We start from the raw sequence: 25207 nt of genomic DNA, 5'->3' as shown, positions 1-25207 counted from the left end.
GTTCGGTACCAAGGTGGGTGACCGGTCGCGGGTTGCATTTATGCCCCCCTTCCAGAACGTTTGGGGCCTGTCTCCAGACTTGAACCACAAGGACGAATCCATGGCTTCGACGCAAGTTGCGGCGGAGGGCCAGCAGGCCCCCACGAAAAACCCCACGCTCCTCGCCTGGGTGGCCAAGATGGCCGAGATGACCCAGCCGGACAGCATCGTCTGGTGTGACGGGTCCGAGGCGGAGAAGAAGCGGCTGACGGACCAGGCGGTGAAGGAGGGCATCCTCATCCCGCTGAACCCGGAGAAGCGCCCCAACAGCTACCTCCACCGCTCCAACCCGAACGACGTGGCGCGCGTGGAGCACCTCACGTTCATCTGTACGCCGAACAAGACGGACGCCGGCCCGACGAACAACTGGATGGAGCCCGAGGCGGCCTACACCAAGCTGGGCAACCTGTTCAGCGGGTGCATGAAGGGCCGCACCATGTACGTGGTGCCCTACGCCATGGGCCCCATCGGCAGCCCCTTCACCAAGCTGGGCGTGGAGCTGACCGACAGCATCTACGTCGTGCTGAACATGCGCATCATGGCGCGCATGGGGAAGCAGGCGCTGGACATGCTGGGTGACAGCGACGACTTCAACCGCGGCCTGCACAGCACCGGCGACGTGGACCCAGACCGCCGCTACATCTGCCACTTCCCCCAGGACAACACCATCTGGAGCTTCGGCTCCGGCTACGGCGGCAACGTGCTGCTGGGCAAGAAGTGCCTCGCGCTGCGCATCGGCAGCTACCTGGGCCGCGAGGAAGGCTGGATGGCCGAGCACATGCTCATCCTGGGCGTCACCAGCCCCAAGGGTGAGACCACGTACGTGGCCGCCGCCTTCCCGTCCGCGTGTGGCAAGACGAACTTCGCGATGATGATTCCGCCCGCCGAGTACAAGGGCTGGAAGATCGAGACGGTCGGCGACGACATCGCGTGGATGCACCCCGGCAAGGATGGCCGCCTGTACGCCATCAACCCGGAGGCCGGTTACTTCGGCGTGGTGCCCGGCACCAACTACAAGACGAACCCCAACGCGATGGAGTCCATCTCCAAGGACACCATCTTCACCAACGTAGCGCTGACGGCGGACGGCGACGTGTGGTGGGAGGGCAAGGACGGCGAGGTCCCCGACGAGCTCACCGACTGGCAGGGCCGCCCCTGGAAGAAGGGCAGCACGGAGAAGGCGGCGCACCCCAACAGCCGCTTCACCGCGCCCATGTCCAACAACCCGGCGCTGAGCCCCAAGGCCAACGACCCGACGGGCGTGCCCATCTCCGCGCTCATCTTCGGCGGCCGCCGCTCCAACACCGTCCCGCTGGTGCTCCAGGCCTTCAACTGGACCCACGGCGTGTTCCTGGGCGCCACCATGGGCAGCGAGACGACGGCCGCGGCCACCGGCAAGGTCGGCGTCGTGCGCCGCGACCCCATGGCCATGCTGCCCTTCTGCGGCTACCACATGGGTGACTACCTCCAGCACTGGCTGGACATGCAGAAGCACATCGCCCAGCTGCCGAAGATCTTCCAGGTCAACTGGTTCCGCCAGGACAAGAACGGCAAGTTCATGTGGCCGGGCTTCGGCGAGAACATGCGCGTGCTGGAGTGGATCGTGAACCGCGTCCACGGCCGCGTCCCCACCCAGGAGACGCTGCTGGGCTGGGTGCCCCGCGCCGACCAGGGCCTCAACCTCAAGGGCCTGGACCTGGCCGCCGACGTGGTGACGGAAGTCACGTCCATCAAGGAGGACGAATGGAAGGCCGAGCTGAAGAGCCAGGAGGTCTTCTTCGAGCAGCTCGGCACCAAGGCGCCGGACGCGCTGATGCTCCAGCGCAAGCTGCTGATGGCGCGCCTGGACCACTGAGTCCCCGCCGGCCTGTAGCAGCCTGAAATACCCCCGGGGCCGCCTCTCGCTCGCACCGAGCGCGGGAGGCGGCCTCTCCATTTTTCACAGGAAGTAAAAGTCAGCTCTTCGACCTTCCCGGAGCTCCGCGCTAGGCTCTCAGGTCATGAGACTGGTTTTCGTGTTGTCGGTGATTCTCGCGCTGGCGCCACCGGTGGCGTTTGCACAACGCGGGAAAAATGCAGCGGCCCTCATCAAGGACGGCGAGCGGCTGTACCAGGCAGGCAAGTACCGCGAGGCGGCGGATGCGCTGAAGAAGGCGCATGAAGCCCAGCCCCATCCGCGGCTCATCTACAACATCGCCATCTCCCTGGAGAACGCGGGAGAGCTGCGTGAGGCGGTGACCTGGTACCAGCAGTACGTCGGCGCCACTGACGGCACGGACCCGACGCTGCTCAAGCGCAGCGCGCGCAGCATCGACCGGCTGCGGGTGCTCATCGAGAAGGAAGACCAGACCGCGGCCGCGTCCAACGCCGAGCGTCAGCGGCTCCAGGACGAAGCGGACGCCGCGCGCCGGCAGGCGGAAGAAGAGCAGCTCGCGGCCCGCCGCGCCGAGGACGAGAGCCGGCGCCAGCAGGAGGCCGAGCTGCAGCGCGCGCTGACGTCGTACAAGCGCCAGCGCATTGGCGCCTTCGCCGCGGCCGGCGTGGGCGCGGCGGGCGTGGTGGCGGGCGTGCTCTTCGGCATGCAGGCGCGCGACGCGCGTGAGCAGTTCGACGGCGCCACCAGGGTGGAGACCAAGGAGGAGTTCGCCGACAAGACGCGCAGCCGGGCGCTGCTGGCGGACGTCGGCTTCGGCGTGGGACTGGCCGGTGTCATCACCGCCATCGTCCTCTACCCGAAGGAGGGCCCCCCGGCTGCGGGTGAGGTGCGAGTCACGATGGCGCCCAAGGGCGCCGGAGCAGGAATGGCGGTGAGCTTCTGATGCGCGCGCTGCGATTGATGATGACGGGAAGCACCCTGCTGATGGCCGGGTGCAGCTTCACCACCGCCAGTGGACTGACCGAGTGCGAGACGTCCTCGGACTGTGAAACCGCGCAGGTGTGCACCGCTGGCTACTGCCTGCCGCAGCCAGAGGGCTGTGGAGAGGTCTACGGCCCGGCCTCCGCGGCCAATGCCATTCCCCTGGGCGCCGCGGTGCCGCTGAGCACCTCCGACGGCCCGGACGAGTCCGAGGTCCAGGCGCTCAACGCCATCAAGCTGGCGCTCGACGAAATCAACCAGCGTGAGGGCGTCAACGGCCGGCCCTTCGTCCTCCACATCTGCGACACGCGCTCGGAACCGAACCGCGCCGCCGAGCAGGCACAGTGGCTGATTCGCGAGCGCCAGGTGCCGATGGTCTTCGCCTCCAGCAGCGCCCAGGCGCTCGCCGTCGCCACGCACACCGTTACCAACGGCGTGCTGATGATTACGTACAGCGGCACCAGCCCGGACATCGCCGCCATCAACGACAAGATTGGCACCAACGCGGGCCTGGTGTGGCGGACAGCGCCGTCTGACGCGCTGCAGGGGCGCATCATCGGCGACCTGCTCCAGGGCGACATCCTCGTGAACGGAGCCCCGCTCTACGACAGCGTCTCCAAGGTCGGCATCAGCTACGTGAACGATGCCTACGGGCAGGGCCTCTTCGGCGTGACGCTGGGCCGCATCGACTCCACCCAGCGGACCGTGACGTCCGCCCAGTACAGCCGCAACGGCACCGACATCACCAGCGTGGTGCGGCACATCACCACCGACCAGCCGGATGTCGAGGTCCTCATCGGCTTCTCCGAGGACAACGCGCGCATCATCAACCAGACGGCCACCGCGGGCCGGAACACCCAGCGGTGGTTCTTCACCGACGCTGGCAAGGACCGGGGCCTCTTCACCGCGCTGGGCGCCAACACGGGCCTCGTGGATGGCGCCTACGGCACGTCGCCCGCGCAGGCCCGTCCGGACCTCGTCTACCAGTTGTTCGCGCAGCGCTTCCGCTCCGCCAACAACCAGACGGACCCGGGCCAGTACTCCTTCACCGCGCACGCGTATGACGCCATGTACCTAGTGGCGCTCGGCGCCGCGTATGCCGCGGGCCCCGACGTCAACACCCCGCTGGCCATCACCGGCGCGCGCATGGCGGATGGCCTGGCGCTGGTGACGCCGCCCGAGGGCACCTCCGCCCCGGCGTTCAACCTGGGCACGGACGGCTTCGCGGGGGCTCGCGCGGCCATCCGCAACGGAACGGTCATCAACGTGACGGGCGCCAGCGGCAACCTCGACTTCAACTCCGACGGCGAGGCGCCGTCCGAGTACGAGCTGTTCCGCGTGGAGGCCGGCGAGTTCGTGACGGTGCAGCTCATCGCCCCGCCCACGGAGTGACGTGAAGGGGCCTCAGGGCCCCAACGTCCGCGCGAGCACCTCGACGGCGGCGGCGAAATCCTCGGGCTGGGGCAGCAGCGACAGCACGAGGAAGGCGCCGCCGCCGAAGTCGTAGAAGTAGCCCGGCTGCACCCGCACGCCCGCGTCCAGCAGGGCCAGGCAGGTGGCCTCCTCGCCGGGCGCCCTCGGAATCCGCACCACCGCGCTCCACCCACCCTCCGCCGGCACCACGTCCCAGCTGGCGTCGCGAGGCCGAGCCGCGAGCAGGCGCTGGCGGTTGCCTCTCACCCGCTCCAACACCGCCGCCTGGAAGCGCGGCGCATGGGCCAGGAGCGCAGGCAGGGCCCGCTGCACGGGCGTGCCCACGGGCAGGTACGTGTCCCCCACCCAGTCCAACCGGGCCAGCGCCTCGTCACGGAGCGCCGCGGGCCCGCCCACGTGCGTCCACGCCAGCTTGAGTCCGGGCAGCCCCACGGACTTGGAGAGGCCGGAGAGGGCGAAGGTGAGCATCGGCAGCGCGCGCCCCGCCACGGTGACCACGCGCCCAGGCGCCGCGTCCCAGGCGAAGGGAGCGAAGACTTCGTCGCAGACGAGCGCCAGCTGGCGGCGCGCGCACACGTCCGCCAGCGCCTCCAGCTCGCCTTCGTGCAGGAAGTGGCCGGTGGGGTTGCCGGGGTTCACCACCAGCACCGCGCGGGTGCGCGCGTCGCACGCCTCCGCCACCTCCCCCGCGTCCAGGCCGAAGCCATGCGCGCGTGGCAGCGCGTAGGAACGCGTCTGGACGCCCTCCAGGCGCGCGAGGTGCTCGAAGAGGGGGTAGCAGGGGGCCGGGACGAGAACGTTGTCCCCAGGCTCGCACAGGAGCTTGAAGAGCCACCCGTAGGCTTCACTGGTGCTGGAGGTCAGCACCAGGTGCGCCTCGGAGACCTGGGCGCCTCGCGCCGCGAAGTCCGCCACCAGCGCTTGTCGCGCGGAGGCGAGCCCCAGGGACTCGGGTTCGTAGGTGAAGGCGTCCTCGGGGGCCAGGAGCGCCGCGTCCGGCAGGGGAAACCCCACACGCGTGGGGTTGGATTCCGTGAGGTCCAGGAGGAGACGGCCGCTGGCGCGGTGCCTTTCGAGCGCCAGTGCCAGCGGGTTGGCTGTCCGTGCGAAGTCCGTCCGCGCGGAGAAGCGGCTCACAGGCCCGTTTGCAGCATGGCGTTCGCGACGCGACGAATCAGGTCGCGGCGAACTTCCTTGCGGCAGTGCTCGATGGCCTTGTCGTGAGGCCGGGGAAGTTGAGGGTCGCGCGTGCGCAGAGCGGTCCGGAGCACGAGCTCCACCTTGGAGGGCTCGATGTGAAAGAGCCGAGGCCCTTCCTTTTGCAGGAAGTAAGAAAGCCCCCTCTGGTCAATGAGCTTCTTGTAGAGCCGCCGGACGTCCGCGAGGAACGTGAGATCGATGATGTCCGCCATTCGTGAGGCGTTCTCGCGCGGAAAAAACGGCACGTCCATTTCACGGCCGCATGTCCCGAAAACTTGCGCGCCCTGTAGCACTGGCCCTGGAACGCAAACGCGCCGGAGGCCGATTTTCCGGCCTCCGCGCGTTCAGGGAATCAGCGGCCGCAGCGCGCGGCGGAACGCGGCATGGCGGCGCCGCGCGTCGGGAAGATAGGGCACCGGTCCCAGCACCGGGACGCCGTGCCGCGCCTCCAGGAGCCGCCGGTTGTCGCGCTCCGAAACATCCTTCGCGGACGTCCCGCGCGACAGCAGCACGGCCCGCACGGGAATGCGGCGTGCGGCCAGCGCCTGGAGCGACAGCGCGGTGTGGTTGAGCGTGCCCAGGCCCGCCCGCGCAACCAGCAGCACCGGAAGGCGCAAGGTGGCGATGAGGTCGATGACGTCGTGCTTCGAGTCCAGCGGCACGAACAGGCCCCCTGCCCCCTCCACCACGGCGTTGCCCCCGCGCAGCCTCCGCCACGCGGCCAGCGTGACGTCCCAGTCGGGCTCGCGTCCCAGGCGGCTGGCGGCCACGCCGGGCGCCACGGGCAGGCGGAAGCGGTGAGGACACACTTCATCCACGCTCAGCGAGCTGCCCGCCGCCGCGCGCAGGGCGAGCGCGTCCGCGGGCGCGCGAAGGGACGCACAGCCGCTCTCATAGGGCTTGAAGCCCTGGGGCCGCAGCCCCGCGTCCGCCAGCAGCGACAGGAGCGCGCACGACGCCTGCGTCTTCCCCACGCCGGTGTCCGTGCCCGTCACGAAAATCTGGAACGGCTTGCCACGCTCAGCCACGGCGGACTCCCACGGTGCGCAGCGCCTCCAGCGCCAGGTCCACGTGGCCCACGGTGTGGGAAGCGGACAGGCAGAAGCGCAGGCGGCTGGTGCCCTCGGGGACGGTGGGCGGGCGGATGGCCTTCACCAGCACGCCCGCCTCGCGCAGTCGGCGCGCGGCGTCCAGCGCCCGCTCGGGCTCGCCGAGGATGATGGGAAACACGGCGCTGCGAGGCTCGGCGCGCACGCCCAAGCCGCGCAGGCCGTCCGCGAAGCGACGGATGTTGCGCCACAGCCGCTCGCGCAGGTCCGGGTCGCCCTCCACGGCGTCCACGGCGGCCTCGGAGGCGGCGCACAGGTGCGCGGGCAGCGCGGTGGAGAAGACGAAGGGCCGCGCGCGGGATACCAGCAGGTCCGCCACCTCGCGCGAGGTCGCCACGTACGCGCCCATGACGCCCAGCGCCTTGCTCAGCGTGCCCATGCGCAGGTCCACCTCGTTTTCCAACCCCAGCTCATCGCAGAGGCCCGCGCCGCGTGCGCCCAGCACGCCGGTGGCATGCGCTTCGTCCACCATCAGCGCGGCGCCGTGGGCCCGGCACGCGGCGACGATGTCGCGCAGCGGGGCCACGTCTCCGTCCATGGAGAAGACAGTGTCCGTCACCACCAGCTTGCGGCGCGCGGACGTCTCCGCCAGGGCGCGCTCCAACGCCTCCACGTCCGCGTGTGGATAGACGCAGACGCGGGCGCGTGACAGCCGGCAGCCATCCACGAGCGAGGCGTGGTTGAGGGAATCAGAGAAGACGGCGTCCTCGGGCCCCACCAGCGCGGGGATGATGCCGGTGTTGGCGGCGTAGCCGCTGTTGAACAGGCGCACGGCCTCGGCGCGCTCGAAGGCGGCCAGCCGCGTCTCCAACCGGTGATGCGCGGCGGTGTCGCCCACCACCAACCGGCTGGCACCGGTGCCCACGCCGTAACGCTCCACGGCGGCCAGCGCCGCGGCACGCACGGTGGGCGACGCGGCCAGCCCCAGGTAGTCATTGGACGAGAAATTGACGAGCGTCTCGCCCCCCACGCGCACCACGGGCCCCTGGGGCGAATCCAGGGGCTCCAGGTACCGGCGCAGGCCGCGCTCGGACAGGGCCTCCAGGTCCTCCCGGGCCCACGCCGCCGCGACGGCTTCATCACTCACGGTGGCTCAGCCTTCCTGACGCGGCTCCAGGGGGCGGATTCCCGCCTTCTCCAGCAGGGCCATGTCCTGGGTGTACTCGGGGTTGCCGGTGGTGAGCAGCTTCTCGCCGAAGAAGAGCGAGTTGGCGCCCGCCATCATGCACAAGAGCTGCGCCTCTTCGTTCATCTGCTGCCGGCCCGCGGACAGGCGCACCATGGACTGGGGCATCAGGATGCGCGCGGTGGCGATGGTGCGCACCATGTCCACCGTCTCCACGCGCTGCTGCTCCTGCAGCGGCGTGCCCTCCACGGCCACCAGCGCGTTGATGGGCACCGACTCCGGGTGGTGCTCCTGGTTGGCCAGGGTACGCAACAGGTTGCAGCGGTCATCCACCGACTCGCCCATGCCAATGATGCCGCCGCAGCACACGGAGATGCCGGCGTCGCGCACGCGGTTGAGCGTGCGCAGGCGGTCTTCATAGGTGCGGGTGGAGATGATGTCGCCGTAGTGCTCGGGCGACGTGTCCAGGTTGTGGTTGTACGCGGACAGGCCGGCCTCGCGCAGGCGCTTCGCCTGGCTCTCGGAGAGCATGCCCAGGGTGGCGCACGCCTCCATGCCCAGCGCACGCACGCCGCGCACCATCTCCAGCACGCTGTCGAACTGCGGACCGTCCTTCACCTCACGCCACGCGGCGCCCATGCAGAAACGGGTGGCTCCGGCGGCGCGGGCCTTGGACGCGGCATCCAGCACGTCCGGCACGGCCATCAGCTTCTCCGCCTTGACGCCCGTCTTGTAGCGAGCCGCCTGCGGGCAGTACGAGCAGTCCTCCGGGCAGCCGCCCGTCTTGATGGACAGCAGTGAACAGAGCTGGACCTTGTTGTCCACGAACACGGCCCGGTGGACCGTCTGGGCCTTGTGCACCAGGTCCAGCAGGGGGAGCTCGTAGAGGGCCCTCACCTCGGACAGCGACCAGTCATGGCGCACGTCCACGCCCGCCGGTGGTGGCGCGGCGACGTGGGCGTGACCGGAGAACTCGCTCTCGCTGGAGACAGTGGCGGTATCGGGCATGGGCTCCTCTACGGACAGATGAGGGCCCGAACGTGCGTGGACCCCGGAAAGTTGTCAACGCCCTCGAGCAGGCAGGTTGACGACTTTCCAGGGCCCATCTCCCCTCGGGAGGGGCTCAGCGCGTCAGCTGACGCGCGGCACTAGACGTGGACGCGGCGACCCCTGCCTGCCAGGCCCACCAGGAACAACACCAGGAGTGCGCCCAGGACGGAGAACAGGAGTCCCGTCGGGTGCAGGTCGAAGACGCGGCCATCACTGCGGAAGAGCGAAGCGACGAAACCGCCCACGAAGGAGCCGGCGATACCCAACAGCGTGGTGGCGAGGAGCCCCATCGACTGGTTGCCCGGCATGAGCGCGCGGGCAATCAGACCCGCGAGAAGGCCAATGACCAGAAACGCGATAATCCCCATGACTACCTCCCTTGCTTGTTTAGCGACGCAGGGTGCGACGCCCACCTGGGAGCAAACCTGGGTTGCCCCTCCCGTTCGTACAACTTGGCACGGGGGGGCTTGACATGGTGCCTGCCTGCTCTGCGGTCGTGCCTGCCTGTAAGGCCGCAAAAACGTCAGGGTTCCGCGCTATTCACCCAACCCATGGCGAAGGCGAAGACGCACTACACCTGTCAGGCGTGTGGATACAAAACGGCGAAGTGGCTCGGAAAGTGTCCGGACTGTGGCGCGTGGAGCTCCCTGCTGGAGGAGACGGACCCGAAGGCAGATGAGCGACGTCCGGCCTGGGGTGCCTCGGGCGGCGCGGCGCGGCCCATGTTGCTCAAGGAAGTGAGCGGCGAGACGGAGACGCGCCGGCGCACGGGCATCGCCGAATTCGACCGCGTGCTGGGCGGCGGCGTGGTGAGTGGCTCCATCGTGCTGTTGGGTGGCGACCCGGGCATTGGCAAGTCCACGCTGCTGCTGGCGGCGTTGGACAGGCTGGCGCGGCACGGACCGGTGCTCTACGTCTCCGGTGAAGAGAGCCTGCGACAGACGAAGATGCGCGCCGAGCGGCTCCGGGTGGAGGGCGATGCCATCCACCTGTTCGCGGAGACGGACGCGGAGCGGGTGCTGACGGCGACGGAGGCGTTGAAGCCCCAGGCGCTGGTGGTGGACTCCATCCAGACCATGTACCTGCCGGAGTTGGGCAACGCGCCCGGCAGCATCACCCAGGTGCGCGAGGTCGCGGGCCGGCTGATGGCCTACGCGAAGCGCACGGGGGTGCCCACGTTCCTGGTGGGCCACGTGACGAAGGAAGGCTCTATCGCGGGCCCGCGCGTGCTGGAGCACATGGTGGACACGGTCCTCTACTTCGAGGGCGAGCGGGGCCATCCGTTCCGAATCCTGCGCGCGCACAAGAACCGCTTCGGCTCCACGAACGAGATTGGCGTCTTCGAGATGAAGGGCGCGGGGCTGGTGGAGGTGTCCGACCCGTCCGCCCTCTTCCTGTCGGAGCGGCCGGTGGGCAAGTCCGGCAGCGTGGTGACGAGCACGCTGAACGGCACGCGCCCGCTGTTGGTGGAGGTGCAGGCGCTGGTGGCTCCCACGGGCTACGGCACCGCGCGGCGCACGGCGATTGGCGTGGACGGCAACCGCGTGGCGCTGCTGGCGGCGGTGCTGGAAAAGAAGGAAGAGATTCCGCTGGTGGGCTGTGACTTGTTCGTCAACGTGGCGGGCGGCATGCAGCTCACGGAGCCCGCGTGTGACCTAGCGGTGTGCGCGGCGCTGGTGAGCAGCCTCCAGAATCGTCCGCTGGACCCGAAGACGCTGGTGCTCGGTGAAGTGGGCCTCGCCGGAGAGGTGCGCGCGGTGGGTCAAGTGGAGCCCCGGCTAGCGGAGGCCGCCAAGATGGGCTTCCAACGTGTGGTGATGCCCGCCGGCAGTGCGCGGCGGCTCGAAGACGCCGGTCCGAAGATGAAGATCGTCGGCGTGGAGACGCTCGGCGACGCGCTCGTCGCGATGTTCGACTGAGCAGTACTCGCCGCGCGGCGACCGTGGTCTTTCATGATTTCACGAGCAGACACGGCGTCCCGCCAGCCGTGCTCTCGCTGCCAGCGATTGTCTTAAGACGTCGCGCCGGCAACCGGCGCCTCGTAATGTAGACAGGCTCAACCTCATTGTGAATCAGACGCATGGCTCACTGGCTGCTCCTTGGCCTGAGCGACGGGCGAAGTGCTGAAACGGCTTACCCCATGGCTTGAAAGCCGATGCCCACACGCGGTGTCTCTGCGCCTCGACAGCCAGGTCTCTGAACGCCCGCCACTCCCGGTGGGCGCACCGCGAGAGGGCGCCGGGCGCTCCCGCCACGTAAGCCGTGGCGACCGTCCCATGCCAGCTCTCGCGCCCTGGCCACTGGAGCGACATGAAAAGGCAACTCACGTGGTTCATGTTGGCAGTGGGCATACAGCTCAGCGCGTGTGGCAATGAGTCCATCGCGGACGGCCTTCCACCCGAGGCTTCCGCGCCAGATGACAGCGCGCTGCCCGTCCAGGCAGAAGCCGTGGATGAGGGCTCGACCACGCTGTACGAAGACGCGCTGGGCCCAGGCTGGGTGGACTGGTCCTGGGCAACACACAACCTCGCGGCGACCTCGCCCGTGGCCTCCGGCTCGCGCGCCGTCTCCGCGACGTTCGGCCCCTGGACGGGCCTCTACTTCCACCACCCCGGCGTCTCCACCAGCGGGCTCGAGTTCTTGGAGTTCCAGGTCCACGGCGGCGCCACGTCCAACCCCGCGCTCACCGCCTACGCCACCGTCGGCAACCAGGCGCGGCCCACCGTGTCCATCAACCGCTACTGTGACGGCGGCACCATCAAGGCCGGCGCATGGACTCGCTGCCGCGTGCCCCTCACCGCGCTCAACGTGGTCAACGTCACGATGGACGGCATCGCCATCCAGGAGGGCGCGGGCCGCAACCTTCCAGTGATGACCTTCGACAGCGTCCGCCTGGGCACGGCCACGCTGTCCGCTCCGAGCGGCCTCAAGGCGGTGGCCTCCGCGACGGACGTGTCCCTGACGTGGAACAGCGTCAGCGGCGCCACCGGCTATCACGTCTATCGCGCCACCTCCCAGACGGGCACGTACACGAAGCGCACCACGACGCCGCTGACGAACACCACGTACCGCGACACCAGCGTCACCGCGGGCGCCACGTACTGGTACGCGGTGTCGGCGGTCAGCGCGGGCGGCGAAGGCCTCCGCTCCACGCCCGTCTCCGCCACCGTAAAGCCGCCGCAGCCGCAGGTCGCCATCTCGGTGACGCCCACCAGCGCATCACTGGCCCCGGGAGCCTCGCGGACCTTCAGCGCCACGGTGACGGGCAGCACAAACACCGCGGTGACGTGGTCCATCCAGCAGGGCAGCGCGGGAGGCACCATCACCCACAGCGGCCAGTACACCGCGCCGCGGACGACGGGCACCTACCACGTCATCGCCACCAGTCAGGCGGACACCACGAAGAAGGCAACGGCCACCGTCACCGTGGCGGCGACGCAGCCCGGGAGTGGCAAGTGGGTGTCCGGCTATTACACCGGCTGGAACGCCGACCTGTACCCGCCCGAGAAGGTGGACTTCAGCGCGCTGACGCACATCATCGTCGGCCGCGTGACGCCCAAGCCGGATGGCTCGCTGAACGCGGCCTTCGACAACAACAACGGGCCGCAAATCGCGAAGACGCTCGCGCAGCGAGCCCACGCCGCCGGACGCAAGGCCATCATCATGGTGGGCGGCGCGGGCGAGCACGCGGGCTGGGTGGCCGCGGCCTCCAACGCGAACCGGGCGAAGTTCGTGCAAAACCTGCTCAACGCCATGGACACCTTCGGCTACGACGGGCTCGACATCGACTGGGAGCCGGTGGAAGCGGCCGACAAGCCGAACCTGCTCGCGCTGGTGAAGGAGCTCCGCGCGGCGCGGCCGAACATGCTGCTCACGTTCCCCATCGGGTGGATCAACAGCAACTTCGCCAGTGACGCGGACCCGTGGTTCGCCAACCTGGCGCCGTATCTGGACCAGCTCAACATCATGTCCTACGAGATGATTGGCCCGTGGGACGGCTGGCAGTCCTGGTACACGTCCGCGCTCTACGGCGAGTCCGGCAACCGGCCGACGTCCGTGTCCTCCAGCCTCCAGGGCTGGGCTCGCGCGGGCATCCCCAAGGCGAAGCTGGGCATGGGCATTCCCTTCTACGGCATGGCGTGGCGCAACATCACCGGCCCCTACCAGAACTTCACCCACTGGTCCGACTACGTCGGCAGCGACAACTCCTTCACGTACAAGAAGATTCAGCAGCTCTCCGCGTCGGGCACGTACCGCTGGGACGCGGTGGCGGCGGCCAGCTACGTCACCTTCAACACGCCCGTGGAGGACGGCACCGTGCGGTGGATTTCCTATGACAGCCCGGAGGCCATCGCCGCCAAGGGCGCCTACGCCCGCGACAACGGCTTCGGCGGCACCATCATCTGGACCCTCAACCAGGGCTGTACCAACCCCACCACGGGCGCCAACCCGCTGCTCGACGCGGTGAAGGGCGCCTTCCTCCAGTAGTCGCGGGAGACAGGCCCACGGAGGGAGCGCGCCCATGACACACGGACACGCTCCCTCGCGAGGTACCGCGAGCTAGGCCCGCGGCCGGGGCATCACGGCGTAGCGCAGCAGCACGACGCCGTTGGCGTAGACCTTGGTGGACTTCAGGTCCAGGTCCACCACCTGCTTCAGCGAGGACGCCAGCAGGATGCCCGAACCGAGTATCAGCGGGTTCATCTTGAGCAGGACCTCGTCGACCAGTCCCTCGGCGAGCAGCAAGCCGGCGAACGCGCCACCACCGCTCAGGTAGATGTCACCGCCCTCCTGAGCTTTCAGACGCCGGACCTCGCCCACCGCGTCGTCCGACACCAGATTCACGCGCGGATTCGGGCTCTCCTTCATCGTGCGGCTGAAGACGTAGGTGTCCATGTTCGGATAGGGGTCCGTCACTCCCACCTTGAGGCCGCCGTCATAGGTGCGCCGCCCCATGAGCACCGTCGCATAGGTCGCCAGCGACGCGACGTAGTCCGCGACGTGCTCGCTGTCCTTGACGAGGCGGTCCTGCATGAAGGCGCCGTACGTATCGTCCTCGTGGGCGATGAAACCGTCGACGCTGGTGGCAACGTGGTACTTGAGCTTTCGCATACGTGTTCTCCATGCCGCGCGCGCAAAGGCGCCGGTCATTCAGGTTCAGGAAGACGACTGGGAAACACAGCGGGGACCCACGCATCCGGAAAGCAGCCCACGTCAACGCCACGGCACATCGGCCGGAGCGGCAAGGGCAATCACGGAAGCCTGGGTTAGCGAGCGAAGGTCATGGGACAGCGCCGTGAGGCGCCACGCACAAATTACGCACACGAAGGCGCCCTCGGCAACCCCCATCCGAGCAGGCAGCAGCGCGCAGTCTCGCCCCCGCGAGGGAGACGAGGCTCGATTAGAGTCCCGCTCCGGACATGCCTCACGTTGCCCCACACACTTCGCGATGGCGTAACGCGCTGGGCTCGCTCTCCGCGCGGCTCCTGGTGGCGTTCCTCGTGCCCACCCTGCTCTTCGTCGCGGTGGCGGGCACCGCCGTCTACCAGCTCACGCGCGTCATCCTGGAAGAGGAGCTGGGCACCAGCCTCAGCGGCATCGCCGCAGCCACCGCCACCCAGGTCCATGGCGAGCGGTTGCTGACCATCGAGCCTGGCGACGACGTGGCGAGCACCCGCACGTGGCGCAACTTCGTCCGCACCTTCGAGAACATCGCGGAGGCCAGTGGCGTGCGCCGCGTCTACGCCGTGGACACGCAGGGCCGGATGCGCGTGGACGTCGGGGGCGGGCTCCCGGTGGGCGCGGAGATGCCGGAGCTGGCACGCGACAGATTGGAGCTCACCCGTGTCTTCGCCGGGGAACGCGCCGCCAGTCAGGTGCTCTTCACCGGCTCGGATGGGCGGCTCTACAAGACGGGGTATGCGCCCATCCTGCACGATGGCCGCGTGGTGGGCGCCGTGGGCGTGGAAGGCAGCGCCGCTTTCTTCGGCCCCCTGCAGCAGCTGTCGCGCACCTACGCCATCATGGGCGCGGTGGCGCTGAGCGCGCTTGCCGTCATCGCGGTGGTGACGGCACGCGGGCTGGCCCGGCCTCTGCGGCGGCTGATGGCGTCCGCGCTGCGCATCGGCCGGGGTGACCTGACGACCCCGGTGCCACCGGAGCCCACGCTGGAAATCGGCGTCCTCGCGCGCGAGCTGGAGGACATGCGCGGCGCCCTGGAGAGCCGGGACCGCCAGCTGAAGATGATGCTCGCGGGCGTGGCCCACGAGGTGCGCAACCCCATTGGCGGCATCGCGCTCTTCTCCGGAATCTTGAAGGAGGACCTCCAGGCTGGCGCCCACGCCGACGCGGGCACGCATGTGGAGCGCATCCAACGCGAGGTCGCCTATCTCCAGCGCATCGTCGAGGACTTCCTCGCCTTCGCCCGCGAGCAGCCCCTGGCCCGCGCGCCCGTGGAGGCCCCTACCCTACTCTCTGTCGCCTGCGAGCTGATGGCCGCCGAGGCCAGCGCCCGCGACGTCGCGGTGGACATCGACGCCGCCCCCGCGGTGCTGGAAGCCGACGGCAGCCTCCTCACCGCGGCGCTGGTCAACCTGGTGAAGAACGCGGTGCAGGCTTCCCCCCCGGGCGGACGCGTGCAGGTGTCCGGCACGTCCAACGACGGCCACTACACCATCCAGGTCCGCGACACGGGCCCCGGCGTGCCCGGCACGGCGCGCGAGCGCATCTTCGAGCCCTTCTTCACCACCCGTGAGAAGGGCACCGGCCTGGGCCTGCCATTGGCGCACAAGATTGCGCTCGCGCACGGCGGCGCGCTGCGGCTGGACTCCGCGCCTGGAGACACACGCTTCATCCTCACGCTGCCGCTGGGTGGGAAGCCGGGCCACGGCGCTTCCGTCACCCCGTCGCGTTGAACTGCCGCGCCATCCGCGCCACGTCGTCGGAGACGACCCTCAGCGTGTCGGTGGCCTCCTGTGTGGACTCCAGCCGCTTCAGCGTGGCGTCCATGAGCTGCGACAAGTCCGCGATGGCGTCGAAGATTTGCGTGAAGCCGGCATCCTGCTGCGTCACCGCGGCGGCAATCTGCCGGGCCGCGGTTGAGTTCTCCTGGGCGATGCGAGACAGCTCCCGCAGCGAGTCCCCCGACGCCCGCATCTGGTCCAGGCCCGTGCCAATGGTCTGCACGCCGGCCTCGCCCATCTTCGCCGCGTCTCGAATGCCCGTGCTGATGTCCTGGAGGATGCCGCGGATGCGCCGCGTGGCCTGGATGGACTGGTCCGACAAGCCGCGAATCTCGCGGGCCACCACCGCGAAGCCCCGCCCCTGCTCTCCCGAGCGCGCCGCCTCGATGGCCGCGTTGACCGCCAGGAGGTGGGACTGGTCCGCCAGGTCCTTCACCGTCTCGGTGATTTCGCCAATCTGCGTGGTGCTCTGGGCCAGCCGCGTCAGCCGGTCCTGGATGCCGTCCACCACGCGGCGGATGTCCGTCAGGCCGTTGAGACTCCGCTCCACGGCGGACTCGCCCTGCTGTCCCAGGACCTCCGAGCGGCGGGCCACTTGAAGCACCTCCTCCGCTCGCTCGACGGCCATCAGCGACGTGCGCCGGATCTCCTCCGACGTCATCTGCGCCTCGTGCAGCGCGGACGCCTGACGGACCAGGCTCTGCTGGTGCTCATCGTGAGAATCCCGCAGGTGGCGCCCCGCGCCGCTCAGCCGCGTGGCGGAGGCATTGAGCGACAGGGGCAACTGCCGCAGGCGGACGAGCACCGCGTTCATGCCAGCCGACAAATCCCCCATCTCATCCGTGGACACCCAGGCGGGAGAGACGACGCGCCCCGCGGACAGTGACTCGATGGCCACGCCCACCGCGCCCGCCGCGTTCGCCTGGCGGCGCGCCAGCATCCAGGTGGTGACGGCGGGAATCGCCAGCAATCCGCCCACCCAGGCCAGCCCGAACGCCAGCTCACCCGCCAACATGCCGCCCATGCCCATCAGCGTCTCCGCCGAGCCGTGCGCGCCCTCCGCCACCAGCGCATTGTGCAATTCGTCCCGGACGCCTTGCAGCTTCACCAGCACCACGCACCCGCTCAGCACCAACGCGCAGAGGCTGGAGCCAATGAAGGTGACGGGCATGAACCACGCCTGCCGCGGCCAGAAGAAGCCGCCGCCCTTGATTGCAAGCGTCGGGTCCTTGCGCTGCTCCTCCAGCGCCAGCGGCAACAGCAGCCGCTCCAGCGTGACGCTGATGGGAAAGCCCAGCACCACGCCGAAGCAGATGCCGATGAGCGTGCCCACCACGACCAGGGACAAATCCTTCTTCCACAACAGGCACACGTGGAGGCTGAACCAGATGCCTCCCAGCGTCCACGCGCCCCACGAGGATGCGACCGCGGCGCGCCACGGCAGGCGCAGGATTCGCTCCAGCCGCGCGCCAGGCGTGTCCTCCGGCCGCTCCCGCAGCGCGCCGTCCACCAGCACATGCATCACCAACGCGGGATAGGCGATGCCCAGGCCCACGATGATGGGCGGCAGCACCCACGCCACCGCAATCAGGCCCGACCAGCCCGCCACGCCCATGGCCATGCCATTGAGATACGCGGCGATGGGTGCCACCGGCAGCACCCACAACATGAACACCTTGAGCGCACGTCCCCGGTACTCCTGGATGACCTTGTCTTCGGCATTCATGTGGCACATCCCCCCGAGGCCATGGGCTCACACCGCGAGGGCAGAGCCAGAAGTCCTCACCCGCAAGTACGGCACTCTCCGCGCGAAGCGGACAGGCGGGTCATCCGGAAGCTGCCGCCTTCCTGACAGAGCACATGAAACACGGGGCCCGCGAGCACATGCCGGGCATCGAGGTGTGCGGGAGGCACACCAGAGGGCTGTGCGCTGGTGTCGCGCGATTCAGTCGTTGCAGCATGCGTGGAGCGCGGCGGCATACATCTGCAGCGACTTCCTGGCCGCGGCCTGGACGCGGAAGGGCTCACCGGTGCCCGCGTCGGTGGACAGCTTGATGATTTCCAGCGCCTCCTCCGGGTGCTGGTCGTCGTAGCGCGCGTGCACCTTGAGCCACATCATCGAATGCGCGTCGATGCGCGCGCCGTCCGCGGCATAGGCGCGGAAGGGCTCCACCACCTCCCGCGTCCACACGCCGGTGATGCCTTCCACCGCCCAGTTGGACGCGGCCACGCCTTCGGCCAGTGTCCCGTGCGCGCAGGTGTCGAGCAGGAACTCATGCAGCGCTCGCACCTCCGGCAGGGGACGCTGGGTGAAGACATCTTCCGGCGCCAGGCCAATGCCGCGCATCCAGTCGATGAACCACTCGGCGTGCTTCGCCTCCACGCCCAGGTTCTGCAGCAGCCAGCGACGGGCGCTCGCGTCGCCGGGACGCTGGCCGTAGGTCGTCTTTGCCAGCGACAGGCCCATGTACTTGGGGAAGGACTCGACGATGAGGAAGAAGTGGGACAGCACCCGCCGCCAGTGACGCAGCGGTGGACGCTGGCCGTCAGCCGTCGCGCGGAACAACGGAGGCCAGCAGGCCGCGCTCCACTCGTCGCGCAGGGACTCCAGCATCGACTCCAGCCAGTGAGGGTGCGCGGTGGGCGTGAGCACAGGGGGGCTGTAACGGTGGGGCGCGGCGGACGACATGGGCACGGCTCCTGGCTTCCTGACAGGTGACAGGCCGGCATGGCCTCCCTCACCCGCCCAAGCAGGACGGCATGGTTGCAATCGCTTTCCAGCGGCACCACCGGCCCAAAGGCAATCAGGCCATGTTTTCCGTATTTTGTTTCAAATCCGGGTGCGGGCGCGCGCGCTCGGTCCGCGAAGCCACAGTGCCCCTGACCGCGAGGCCGTGCGCGCTTCCGCTTTCAAGCGCTTCAGGGCGCGGAGGCCACCACGCGCCGGGCCTTCTCCAACATCCGGCGCAGGGGCGCTTCGTCCGCATGCGTCATGGCTTCGTCCCAGGTGAGCCACCGCACACCGAAGGATTCCGCCGGGTCATGCACCAGGGCGTCGGGGTTCTCCGCCACCACGAGGAAGCGCACGTCCAGGTGGTGGTGCTCCGGCTCGTCGCGGCGCGCGGGGATGGTGTGGATGTCCACATCCAGCGGCCGGGGCGCGGCCGGGTGCAGGGACACGCAGCATCCCGTCTCCTCACGGGCTTCACGCAGCGCCGTGGCCTCCATGTGGCCCGCGTCCGTGACATCCGCGTGTCCTCCGGGTTGTAGCCAGCGCTGGAGCTTGCGGTGATGCAACAGGACGACACGCGCGCCCTCTGGGTCCACCACCACCGCGCTGCCCGTGAAGTGGGCCTCCAACTGCTCGCGGGAGAAGGGCCGTGCCAGGGAACAGGCGAAGTGGAGCATGCGCTCCAGGTCCTCGCGCTCCTTCACGTCCTCGGGAACGTGGCGCTCGAGCAGGGCCTGGAGGGACGCGGCGGAAGAAACTTCGGATTCCATGCCTCCCCGTACTGCTCCCGGCCAGGCGGCGCCAGCACCTTCGCACGCCCGTGACATGTGACAACCTCCTGAGCCGGTGGAGCGAGCCGGTCCGGATGTGCTCTCATGCGGCGGCCCCAGGAGGCGGCCGGCCTCGGGTTGCAGGGAGAATCGACTCACGCCATGGCGCGAATCCTCGTCATCGACGACCACGACACGCTGCGTGAAGGGATGGCTGTCACCCTCACTCGGGCGGGCCACACCGTGTCCGCGGTGCGCAGTGGGCAGGACGGACTGGCCGCCTACCGCAAGGCGCCGTTCGACCTGGTCGTCACCGACCTGAAGATGGACGGCATGGACGGCATCGAGGTGACGAAGTCCCTCAAGGCGCTGGATGCTGGCGCCGTCGTCATGGTGGTGACGGCCTTCGGCACCATCGAGACCGCGGTGCAGGCGATGCAGCAAGGCGCCTACGACTTCATCACCAAGCCCTTCCCGCCCGAGGTGCTGCGCGCCAAGGTGGACAAGGGGCTGGAGCTGGCCTCCACGCGCAAGCAGGTGGAGCGGCTGACGGCGCGCACCGCCGCGCACGACACGGACGCGGCCCTCACGCACGGCAGCCTGGTGGGCGACAGCGAGCCCATGCAGCGGCTGGTGTCCCAGGTGCTCAAGGTGGCGCAGAGCGACGCCACGGTGCTGGTGCGCGGAGAGAGCGGCACCGGCAAGGAGCTGGTGGCCCGCATGCTCCACCAGCGCTCCCCGCGCCGTGACGGCCCCTTCATCGTCGTGCACTGCGCGGCGCTGGCGGAGACACTGCTGGAGAGCGAGATGTTCGGCCACGAGCGCGGCGCCTTCACCGGCGCGGTGAAGCGCAAGCTGGGGCGCTTCGAGCTGGCCGACGGCGGCACGCTGTTCCTGGACGAGATTGGCGAGATTCCCGCCTCCGTGCAGACGAAGCTCTTGCGCGTGCTCCAGGAGAAGGAAATCCAGCGCGTGGGCGGAGAGGACACGTTCAAGGTGGACGTGCGCGTGGTGAGCGCCACCCACCGGGACCTCCAGGCCGAGGTGAAGGCCGGGCGCTTCCGCGAGGACCTCTACTACCGCCTGCACATCGTTCCTGTGGTGCTGCCGCCCCTGCGCGAGCGGCCCGAGGACATCTCCCTGCTGGCCCGGCACTTCGTGGCCAAGCACGCCATGCGCGTGAACCGGCGTGTGATGGGCTTGGACGACAGCGCGCTGCGTGCCCTGGCCCGCCACGCGTGGCCCGGCAACGTGCGCGAGCTGGAGAACGTCATCGAACAGGCGCTCGTCTTCGCCGAAGGTGAGCAGCTCACCGACCTGGATCTGCCCTCACACCTCACCGCCAGTAGCACCCCACGCGTCGAGGCAGGCCTGCCAGTGCTCCAGGGCGACCGCCCCCTGCCCGACATCCTGGAGGATTTGGAGCGTCAGCTCATCGCCCGGGCCTATGAGAAGGCCAGTGGCGTGAAGACGGAGACGGCCCGTCTGCTAGGTATCAAGACGTCCGCGCTGTACTACAAGCTGGAGAAGTACGGCTTCCTCCCCAAGGGAACGCCTCCCGAGGAGAGCTGAGCCTCGAAAATCTGTCATCCGCCCCCGCCCCCCATGACTTTTCACCGGTATCCCACCTCTGCCCCTACCCCCCTGGATGCTCCAGGTGTCCGGAATTGTTGGGCGCCGAGGGGCCTCGACCTCCGGGGATGGGCTGGCAGGCTGGCACTCACCTTGCTCTGGGGCTGTCGCTGATGAATCTCCGCCCCCTCGCGCTCCTGCTGAGCCTGCTGCTGGCCATGCCCGGTCAGGCCGCGTCTGGGCTGGAGGCGGTGCGGGGACGGGCCCAGTCGGCTCGCGCGGAGACGCGCTCGCTGCGGGGTCAGCAGCAGGCCCTGCGCGACGAGCTCAACGGGCTTGCGGCACGCATCGAAACGCTGAAGGCGCAGCGCCAGGGCCGGCTGATGGCGGGGACGGAGCTGGAGGACGCGCTGCGGCGTTCGCAGGAGCTGAGCGGTCAGCTCACCGGGCTGGCGCAGGCCGTCGTCGCGGCGGAGGGCGAAGCGGAGCGCGCCCACCTGGCCCTGCACACGGCGCTGTCGGACGAGCTGACGCGGCTGCTCGCGGCGTGGGAAGGCACGGCGGACCGGGGCCAGCGGGAGAAGCTGTTGGAGGCGGTGCGCTCGGTTCGCGCCGAGCGGGAAGCCATCCGCGCCGCCCTGCCCGCGTCCCAGGTGCCCTCGCTGAACAAAGCCACCGCGGGCGGTGATGACCCCGAGGATTTGCTGGCCCAGGCGGACACGCTCCGCGATACCCGGGACAAGGTGCGCGAGCGGCTGAAGGCGCTGCGCGGCCGCATCACCGAGGTGCGCGAGGAGCGCGACCTGGACCGGCGCATGAACGACTTCCTCGGCGAGGAGTCGATGTTCGACGACCAGGACCGGCGGCTGCGCCTGCGCATGGGGAGCGACCGGACGCTGCAGGTGGAGCGCTCCGTGCCAGGCCCCAGTGCGCCTACCTTCCAGGGTGACAGCCCCGACGATTCGCCCCCCAACGTGGGCGGACGCCCCGATGAAGGTGTCGACCCGGGCCGCCCCCCCTATCCGACGCAGTTGTCGGCCCGGGCCACGGACCGGCGGCCCCAGGTCGAAACGCAGCGCGCCCAGGACCTGGCGTCGGGCGGCCCCGTGGACCTGGCGGCGATGGAGGCCGAGGCCGCGCGGCTGGAGACGCTGGCCGGGGAACTGGAAGGCCGCGCCACGAAGCTGGAACGGCGCGCGCAGGAGATGGGCGTCCCCTGAGGGACGCGCCTCCCGGCACCGGACTACAAGAGCCCGGTCTCCACCTGGAGCTTCACCACCGCCTGCAGCCGCACCTCGCGCGCCGGCATGATGCCGCGGCCGCGGATGATGATGCTCATGGACGGCGCGGAGACGAAGGGCTGCAACTCCACGTTGTCCACGCGCAGCGACAGCACGGGGTTGGGCGGCCTCAGGTCCAGCGCGGACACGTCCTGGCGCGCCGCGATGCGCGCCTCCCGGTCTCCCGCGCGGGCATAGAACTCCACTGAGTCCAGGAAACGGAGGTCCTGGTCATTGGGGCTGAGGACCTTGAGCGTGAGGGACTCCACCTTGACGGACGTCACCTCGTTCTTGCCAATCCCCTGGTTCTTGAAGTCCTGGTTCTTGTCGAAGTCCATCCCCGCGAAGCTGCTGATGGCGGGAAGGCCATTGAGGGGCGTGTCGACGCCAGGCGGGCCCGCGGGCACGGTCGACTCCCCTTTCACCTCGGTGGTGAAGGAGGAGGAGGCGCAGGCGGACAGGCCCAGGCAGGCCACCGCGAGAAAGGACACAAGGCGCATGGGCCCAATGTAATGGGCCGCCGGGGGCGTCGTCACTGGTGGGAGCGGCTGGACGGCCGCCCCTGCCCTCCTGCGACGGGGTATGGTCGCGCGCCGTGGTCCGCTCCTTCGCGCCGCTCCTGCTCGTCCTCGCCATGCTCGCCGCCGGCCGTACGCCCGCGGCCGAGTGGGAAGGGGCACTGAGGGGCACCGGCCGCCTGATGCTGGACACCAACGCGCCCCGGGACTTCTCCGACCCGCTCACCCCCAGCCCGGAACGGGACTTCGCCCTCAGCCTGCTGGGCTCCGCCGAGGGGCGCGGCTCCTTCGAACGCGCCCAACTGGTGGGCCGCTACGAGCTGGGCACGCGCATGTACCTCCTGTACCAGGACGAGAACACGCTGGTGCAGTCAGGCGCGGTGGAGGCGTCACACGCGCTGGGCACGGCGCTGGGAATCGGCCTGGAGGGCCATGCGAAGGACCGGCGGGGTGGCTCGCGCTCGTACTCGGACCTGGGGACCACCGCGTTCCTGGAATACGCCCCGGACGTGCGACTGGCGCTGCGAGTGCGGGCAGGCGCCCGGCGATTCGTGTACCGGCCAGACTCCACCGCCAACTTCGGCGGCCCCGAGGTGGGTGTACTGGGCCGCTATCGCTTCGACCGCCGGCACAGCCTGTCCGTCTTCGGCGACTGGAACTCCCGGCGCTTCGGCACCCCACCCCGGGCACGCCCGCCGGGGACAGGGGGCGGCTCGGGACTCCTCGCCGGCCGGCGTCAGGATGCAGCCCTGACGGCGGGAGCGTCGTACACCTACCGGGGCCCGCTGGCCCTGGGGCTGACGTACGCCTTCCAGGAGAACTCCTCCAACAGTTACGGCGAGACGATTCGCCGGCACCGGGTGTCTGCCAACGCCGGCGTCCGGCTGCCCTGGCGGGTGACCCTGCTGGCGCAGGGCTCGCTGGGCATCACCCAGTATCCGGACGGCATCTACCTCTCCCCGGAAATCATCCTGGTGGAAGAAGACGAAGGGCAGAACTCGCTGTCGGTGAAGCTGGCCCGGCCGCTGACGGAGTCGCTGGACCTGGAGGTGACCTGGGGCATCTGGAGCACCCGGCTGCCCCGCAACTCGCTCACCTACACGCGCCAGGTCTTCAGCACCGGCTTCACCTGGCGCTACTGAGGGCGCGGCCTACGACAGGTCCGCGATGCGCTCGTCGATTTCCTCGGCGAGCCCCGGGTGCCCCTGGGCCAGGGCGTGCTCCCGGGCCCGGCCCAGCACCTCGCGCGCCTTGTCGGACTCCCCCGCCCCCGCCCAGGCATCCCCCAGGGCCACCATGGCGGCCGCATAGGTGGGGTCCAGCCGGACGGCGGACTCCAGGGCTTGGGCGGCCTCGGGGTACTGCCGCCGCTCCAGGTACAGCTTCCCGAGGGAGAAATGGCTCATGGGGGAGTCCGGGAAATCCGCCACCATCTTCTTGAACTGTTCCAGCCGGGCGTCGCTCATGGACACCAGCAGATAGAGGACCGCTTCCGTGTTGCCAAGGGTGCGGTAGGGTGCGCCGCACATGGCCACGAAGAAGAAGACGACCGCGAAAAAGACCACCACCCGGGCCCCGGCGGCCCGGAAGAAGACGGTATCGGGCAAGACGCCCGCGAAGAAGAAGGCCCCCGCAGCCAAGAAGTCGGCGGCGAAGGCCCCCGCCAAGGCGCCCGCGAAGAAGAAGAAAGCGAAGCTCCCAGTTGCCCTGACCCAGAAGGTGGGTCCCGCGGAGAACCCGGCCGCCAAGGCGCTGGCGCACCGCATCGGCAACCTGCTGGTGGACAAGAAGGCGCAGGACGTCGTCATCCTCGACGTGCGCGGGATGACGTCCTACGCGGACTACTTCGTCATCGCCTCCGCGGAGACGGACCGCCAGGTGAGCGCCATGGCGGAGAACGTCCAGGTGCAGCTCAAGACGGGCGAAGGCAACCTGCGTCCCATCGGCACCGAGGGCTTCGAGACGGGCCAGTGGGTGCTGCTCGACTACGGCGAGGTGGTGGCGCACCTGTTCCTCACGGACCTGCGCGCGCACTACGACCTGGAAGGCCTCTGGGCCGACGCGTCCCGGGAGAAGCTGGCCTGAAGTGAAGGTCCGGCTCCTCTCCATCGGCAAGGACCGCTCGGGCCTGTATGAGCCCGCGGTCCAGGAGTACGCCCGGCGCCTGGGCCACTACACCCGCTTCGAGTTGGTGGAACTGGCGGAGGCCAGCGGCAAGCGGCTCAAGCCCGGCGACGCGAAGGCCGCCGAGGCCGAGGCGATTCTCTCCAAGCGCAAGCCGCAGGACTGGCTGGTGGCCCTGGACGAGCGCGGCTCACTGCTCGACTCCGTCGAGTTGAGCCGCTACGTCGGCAAGGCCCAGACGGGCGCCAAGGACCTGCTGTTCGTCATCGGCGGGGATGAGGGGCTCGACACACGCGTGCGGGACGCGGCGAACCTCACGCTGTCCCTGTCGAAGATGACGCTGCCTCACCGGCTGGCGCGCGTGGTGCTCATCGAACAGCTCTACCGCGCGTTCACCATCCTCAAGGGCGAGCCGTACCACAAGTAGGCGGTCGG

Annotated in this window: 23 protein-coding genes; 11 read left to right on the top strand and 12 right to left on the bottom strand. The window is 69.4% G+C overall.

The genetic code is table 11. The annotated features are described in order from the left end of the window. Positions 1-100: 100 nt before the first annotated feature. The 3 genes from BHS09_RS06410 (at position 101) to BHS09_RS06400 (ending at position 4288) form a co-directional block, all read left to right on the top strand. Positions 101-1894: a phosphoenolpyruvate carboxykinase (GTP) gene (locus BHS09_RS06410; protein ID WP_140797456.1), complete on the top strand. Its 1794-nt coding sequence runs from the start codon at positions 101-103 to the stop codon at positions 1892-1894. A 145-nt stretch (positions 1895-2039) separates the two neighbouring features. Beyond that, positions 2040-2858 (top strand): hypothetical protein, encoded by an 819-nt coding sequence (locus BHS09_RS06405; protein ID WP_140788197.1) that lies wholly within the window; start codon positions 2040-2042, stop codon positions 2856-2858. Then, positions 2858-4288 (top strand): ABC transporter substrate-binding protein, encoded by a 1431-nt coding sequence (locus BHS09_RS06400; RefSeq protein ID WP_140788195.1) that lies wholly within the window; start codon positions 2858-2860, stop codon positions 4286-4288. Before BHS09_RS06405 ends, BHS09_RS06400 begins: the two co-directional genes overlap by 1 nt. Positions 4289-4300: 12 nt before the next feature. Here BHS09_RS06400 and BHS09_RS06395 read toward each other — a convergent pair whose 3' ends face one another. The 6 genes from BHS09_RS06395 to BHS09_RS06370 all read right to left on the bottom strand — a co-directional run bounded on the left by BHS09_RS06395 (position 4301) and on the right by BHS09_RS06370 (position 9183). Continuing rightward, positions 4301-5467 (bottom strand): pyridoxal phosphate-dependent aminotransferase, encoded by a 1167-nt coding sequence (locus BHS09_RS06395; RefSeq protein WP_140797455.1) that lies wholly within the window; start codon positions 5465-5467, stop codon positions 4301-4303. After that, positions 5464-5742: a hypothetical protein gene (locus BHS09_RS06390; RefSeq protein ID WP_140788190.1), complete on the bottom strand. Its 279-nt coding sequence runs from the start codon at positions 5740-5742 to the stop codon at positions 5464-5466. Before BHS09_RS06390 ends, BHS09_RS06395 begins: the two co-directional genes overlap by 4 nt. A 132-nt stretch (positions 5743-5874) precedes the next feature. Continuing rightward, a complete protein-coding gene (gene bioD, locus BHS09_RS06385) occupies positions 5875-6558 on the bottom strand; it encodes a dethiobiotin synthase (RefSeq protein ID WP_140788188.1) in 684 nt (227 codons plus the stop codon). Beyond that, a complete protein-coding gene (gene bioF / locus BHS09_RS06380) occupies positions 6551-7726 on the bottom strand; it encodes an 8-amino-7-oxononanoate synthase (protein ID WP_140797454.1) in 1176 nt (391 codons plus the stop codon). The genes bioD and bioF overlap by 8 nt, the downstream gene beginning before the upstream one ends. A 6-nt stretch (positions 7727-7732) precedes the next feature. Next, positions 7733-8773 carry a biotin synthase BioB gene (gene bioB, locus BHS09_RS06375; protein WP_011551374.1) on the bottom strand — a complete coding sequence of 347 codons (1041 nt, stop codon included), beginning with the start codon at positions 8771-8773 and terminating at the stop codon, positions 7733-7735. Positions 8774-8913: 140 nt separating this feature from the next. After that, positions 8914-9183 carry a GlsB/YeaQ/YmgE family stress response membrane protein gene (locus BHS09_RS06370; RefSeq protein WP_020478235.1) on the bottom strand — a complete coding sequence of 90 codons (270 nt, stop codon included), beginning with the start codon at positions 9181-9183 and terminating at the stop codon, positions 8914-8916. A gap of 183 nt (positions 9184-9366) precedes the next feature. Here BHS09_RS06370 and radA point away from each other — a divergent pair, with 183 nt between their 5' ends. Both radA and BHS09_RS06360 read left to right on the top strand, forming a co-directional pair. Further along, positions 9367-10734, top strand: a complete 1368-nt coding sequence (radA, locus tag BHS09_RS06365; protein ID WP_140797453.1) for a DNA repair protein RadA — start codon at positions 9367-9369, stop codon at positions 10732-10734. A gap of 391 nt (positions 10735-11125) precedes the next feature. Then, complete coding sequence (locus BHS09_RS06360) at positions 11126-13303, top strand: glycosyl hydrolase family 18 protein (protein WP_140797452.1); 2178 nt, start codon at positions 11126-11128, stop codon at positions 13301-13303. A 72-nt stretch (positions 13304-13375) separates the two neighbouring features. Here BHS09_RS06360 and BHS09_RS06355 read toward each other — a convergent pair whose 3' ends face one another. Beyond that, a complete protein-coding gene (locus tag BHS09_RS06355; RefSeq protein WP_140788166.1) occupies positions 13376-13927 on the bottom strand; it encodes a dihydrofolate reductase family protein in 552 nt (183 codons plus the stop codon). A gap of 308 nt (positions 13928-14235) precedes the next feature. On the opposite strand from BHS09_RS06355, the gene BHS09_RS06350 reads away from it, so the two are divergent. Beyond that, entirely contained in the window at positions 14236-15729 is a 1494-nt protein-coding gene (locus BHS09_RS06350) for a sensor histidine kinase (RefSeq protein WP_140797451.1), read from the top strand. Here BHS09_RS06350 and BHS09_RS06345 read toward each other — a convergent pair. The 3 genes from BHS09_RS06345 to BHS09_RS06335 all read right to left on the bottom strand — a co-directional run bounded on the left by BHS09_RS06345 (position 15713) and on the right by BHS09_RS06335 (position 19278). Continuing rightward, entirely contained in the window at positions 15713-17503 is a 1791-nt protein-coding gene (locus BHS09_RS06345; protein WP_237080213.1) for a methyl-accepting chemotaxis protein, read from the bottom strand. The two genes, BHS09_RS06350 and BHS09_RS06345, sit on opposite strands and share 17 nt — an antisense overlap. Before the next feature lie 219 nt (positions 17504-17722). After that, complete coding sequence (locus tag BHS09_RS06340) at positions 17723-18466, bottom strand: TenA family transcriptional regulator (protein ID WP_140797449.1); 744 nt, start codon at positions 18464-18466, stop codon at positions 17723-17725. A 230-nt stretch (positions 18467-18696) separates the two neighbouring features. Beyond that, on the bottom strand, positions 18697-19278 hold the full coding sequence (locus tag BHS09_RS06335) for an NUDIX hydrolase (RefSeq protein ID WP_140788160.1): 582 nt from the start codon (positions 19276-19278) through the stop codon (positions 18697-18699). Between the two features lie 162 nt (positions 19279-19440). Between BHS09_RS06335 and BHS09_RS06330 the strand changes: the two genes are divergently transcribed. Together BHS09_RS06330 and BHS09_RS06325 are read left to right on the top strand one after the other, a co-directional pair. Continuing rightward, positions 19441-20850, top strand: a complete 1410-nt coding sequence (locus tag BHS09_RS06330) for a sigma-54-dependent transcriptional regulator (protein ID WP_140788159.1) — start codon at positions 19441-19443, stop codon at positions 20848-20850. 173 nt (positions 20851-21023) lie between these two features. Further along, entirely contained in the window at positions 21024-22070 is a 1047-nt protein-coding gene (locus BHS09_RS06325; protein WP_237080212.1) for a TetR family transcriptional regulator, read from the top strand. Between the two features lie 23 nt (positions 22071-22093). On the opposite strand, the gene BHS09_RS06320 is transcribed toward BHS09_RS06325, so the two are convergent. Then, the gene (locus BHS09_RS06320) at positions 22094-22630 is read right to left on the bottom strand and encodes a hypothetical protein (RefSeq protein ID WP_174258663.1); all 537 of its coding nucleotides are present in this window, start codon (positions 22628-22630) and stop codon (positions 22094-22096) included. A 38-nt stretch (positions 22631-22668) separates the two neighbouring features. On the opposite strand from BHS09_RS06320, the gene BHS09_RS06315 reads away from it, so the two are divergent. Further along, positions 22669-23790 carry a hypothetical protein gene (locus tag BHS09_RS06315; RefSeq protein WP_140797447.1) on the top strand — a complete coding sequence of 374 codons (1122 nt, stop codon included), beginning with the start codon at positions 22669-22671 and terminating at the stop codon, positions 23788-23790. A gap of 9 nt (positions 23791-23799) precedes the next feature. On the opposite strand, the gene BHS09_RS06310 is transcribed toward BHS09_RS06315, so the two are convergent. After that, positions 23800-24177: a tetratricopeptide repeat protein gene (locus BHS09_RS06310; protein ID WP_174259204.1), complete on the bottom strand. Its 378-nt coding sequence runs from the start codon at positions 24175-24177 to the stop codon at positions 23800-23802. Between BHS09_RS06310 and rsfS the strand changes: the two genes are divergently transcribed. Both rsfS and BHS09_RS06300 read left to right on the top strand, forming a co-directional pair. Further along, positions 24176-24733 carry a ribosome silencing factor gene (rsfS, locus tag BHS09_RS06305; protein ID WP_237078081.1) on the top strand — a complete coding sequence of 186 codons (558 nt, stop codon included), beginning with the start codon at positions 24176-24178 and terminating at the stop codon, positions 24731-24733. The genes BHS09_RS06310 and rsfS overlap by 2 nt on opposite strands. Position 24734: 1 nt before the next feature. Next, the gene (locus BHS09_RS06300; protein ID WP_140797446.1) at positions 24735-25199 is read left to right on the top strand and encodes a 23S rRNA (pseudouridine(1915)-N(3))-methyltransferase RlmH; all 465 of its coding nucleotides are present in this window, start codon (positions 24735-24737) and stop codon (positions 25197-25199) included. Positions 25200-25207 lie beyond the last annotated feature (8 nt).

Source organism: Myxococcus xanthus, assembly GCF_006402735.1.
Lineage (GTDB): Bacteria > Myxococcota > Myxococcia > Myxococcales > Myxococcaceae > Myxococcus > Myxococcus xanthus_A.
The sequence above is the reverse complement of the archived record's forward strand: the minus strand, read 5'-3'. Positions and strand labels throughout refer to the sequence as shown.

Bases quoted from the DNA above. Each gene is read 5' to 3' on its own strand.
- BHS09_RS06410 (WP_140797456.1), top strand. From the start codon at position 101: ATGGCTTCGACGCAAGTTGCGGCGGAGGGCCAGCAGGCCCCCACGAAA.
- BHS09_RS06405 (WP_140788197.1), top strand. From the start codon at position 2,040: ATGAGACTGGTTTTCGTGTTGTCGGTGATTCTCGCGCTGGCGCCACCG.
- BHS09_RS06400 (WP_140788195.1), top strand. From the start codon at position 2,858: ATGCGCGCGCTGCGATTGATGATGACGGGAAGCACCCTGCTGATGGCC.
- BHS09_RS06390 (WP_140788190.1), bottom strand. From the start codon at position 5,742: ATGGCGGACATCATCGATCTCACGTTCCTCGCGGACGTCCGGCGGCTC.
- bioB (WP_011551374.1), bottom strand. From the start codon at position 8,773: ATGCCCGATACCGCCACTGTCTCCAGCGAGAGCGAGTTCTCCGGTCAC.
- BHS09_RS06370 (WP_020478235.1), bottom strand. From the start codon at position 9,183: ATGGGGATTATCGCGTTTCTGGTCATTGGCCTTCTCGCGGGTCTGATT.
- radA (WP_140797453.1), top strand. From the start codon at position 9,367: ATGGCGAAGGCGAAGACGCACTACACCTGTCAGGCGTGTGGATACAAA.
- BHS09_RS06360 (WP_140797452.1), top strand. From the start codon at position 11,126: ATGAAAAGGCAACTCACGTGGTTCATGTTGGCAGTGGGCATACAGCTC.
- BHS09_RS06355 (WP_140788166.1), bottom strand. From the start codon at position 13,927: ATGCGAAAGCTCAAGTACCACGTTGCCACCAGCGTCGACGGTTTCATC.
- BHS09_RS06350 (WP_140797451.1), top strand. From the start codon at position 14,236: ATGCCTCACGTTGCCCCACACACTTCGCGATGGCGTAACGCGCTGGGC.
- BHS09_RS06345 (WP_237080213.1), bottom strand. From the start codon at position 17,503: ATGAATGCCGAAGACAAGGTCATCCAGGAGTACCGGGGACGTGCGCTC.
- BHS09_RS06340 (WP_140797449.1), bottom strand. From the start codon at position 18,466: ATGTCGTCCGCCGCGCCCCACCGTTACAGCCCCCCTGTGCTCACGCCC.
- BHS09_RS06335 (WP_140788160.1), bottom strand. From the start codon at position 19,278: ATGGAATCCGAAGTTTCTTCCGCCGCGTCCCTCCAGGCCCTGCTCGAG.
- BHS09_RS06330 (WP_140788159.1), top strand. From the start codon at position 19,441: ATGGCGCGAATCCTCGTCATCGACGACCACGACACGCTGCGTGAAGGG.
- BHS09_RS06325 (WP_237080212.1), top strand. From the start codon at position 21,024: ATGAATCTCCGCCCCCTCGCGCTCCTGCTGAGCCTGCTGCTGGCCATG.
- BHS09_RS06320 (WP_174258663.1), bottom strand. From the start codon at position 22,630: ATGCGCCTTGTGTCCTTTCTCGCGGTGGCCTGCCTGGGCCTGTCCGCC.
- rsfS (WP_237078081.1), top strand. From the start codon at position 24,176: ATGGCCACGAAGAAGAAGACGACCGCGAAAAAGACCACCACCCGGGCC.
- BHS09_RS06310 (WP_174259204.1), bottom strand. From the start codon at position 24,177: ATGTGCGGCGCACCCTACCGCACCCTTGGCAACACGGAAGCGGTCCTC.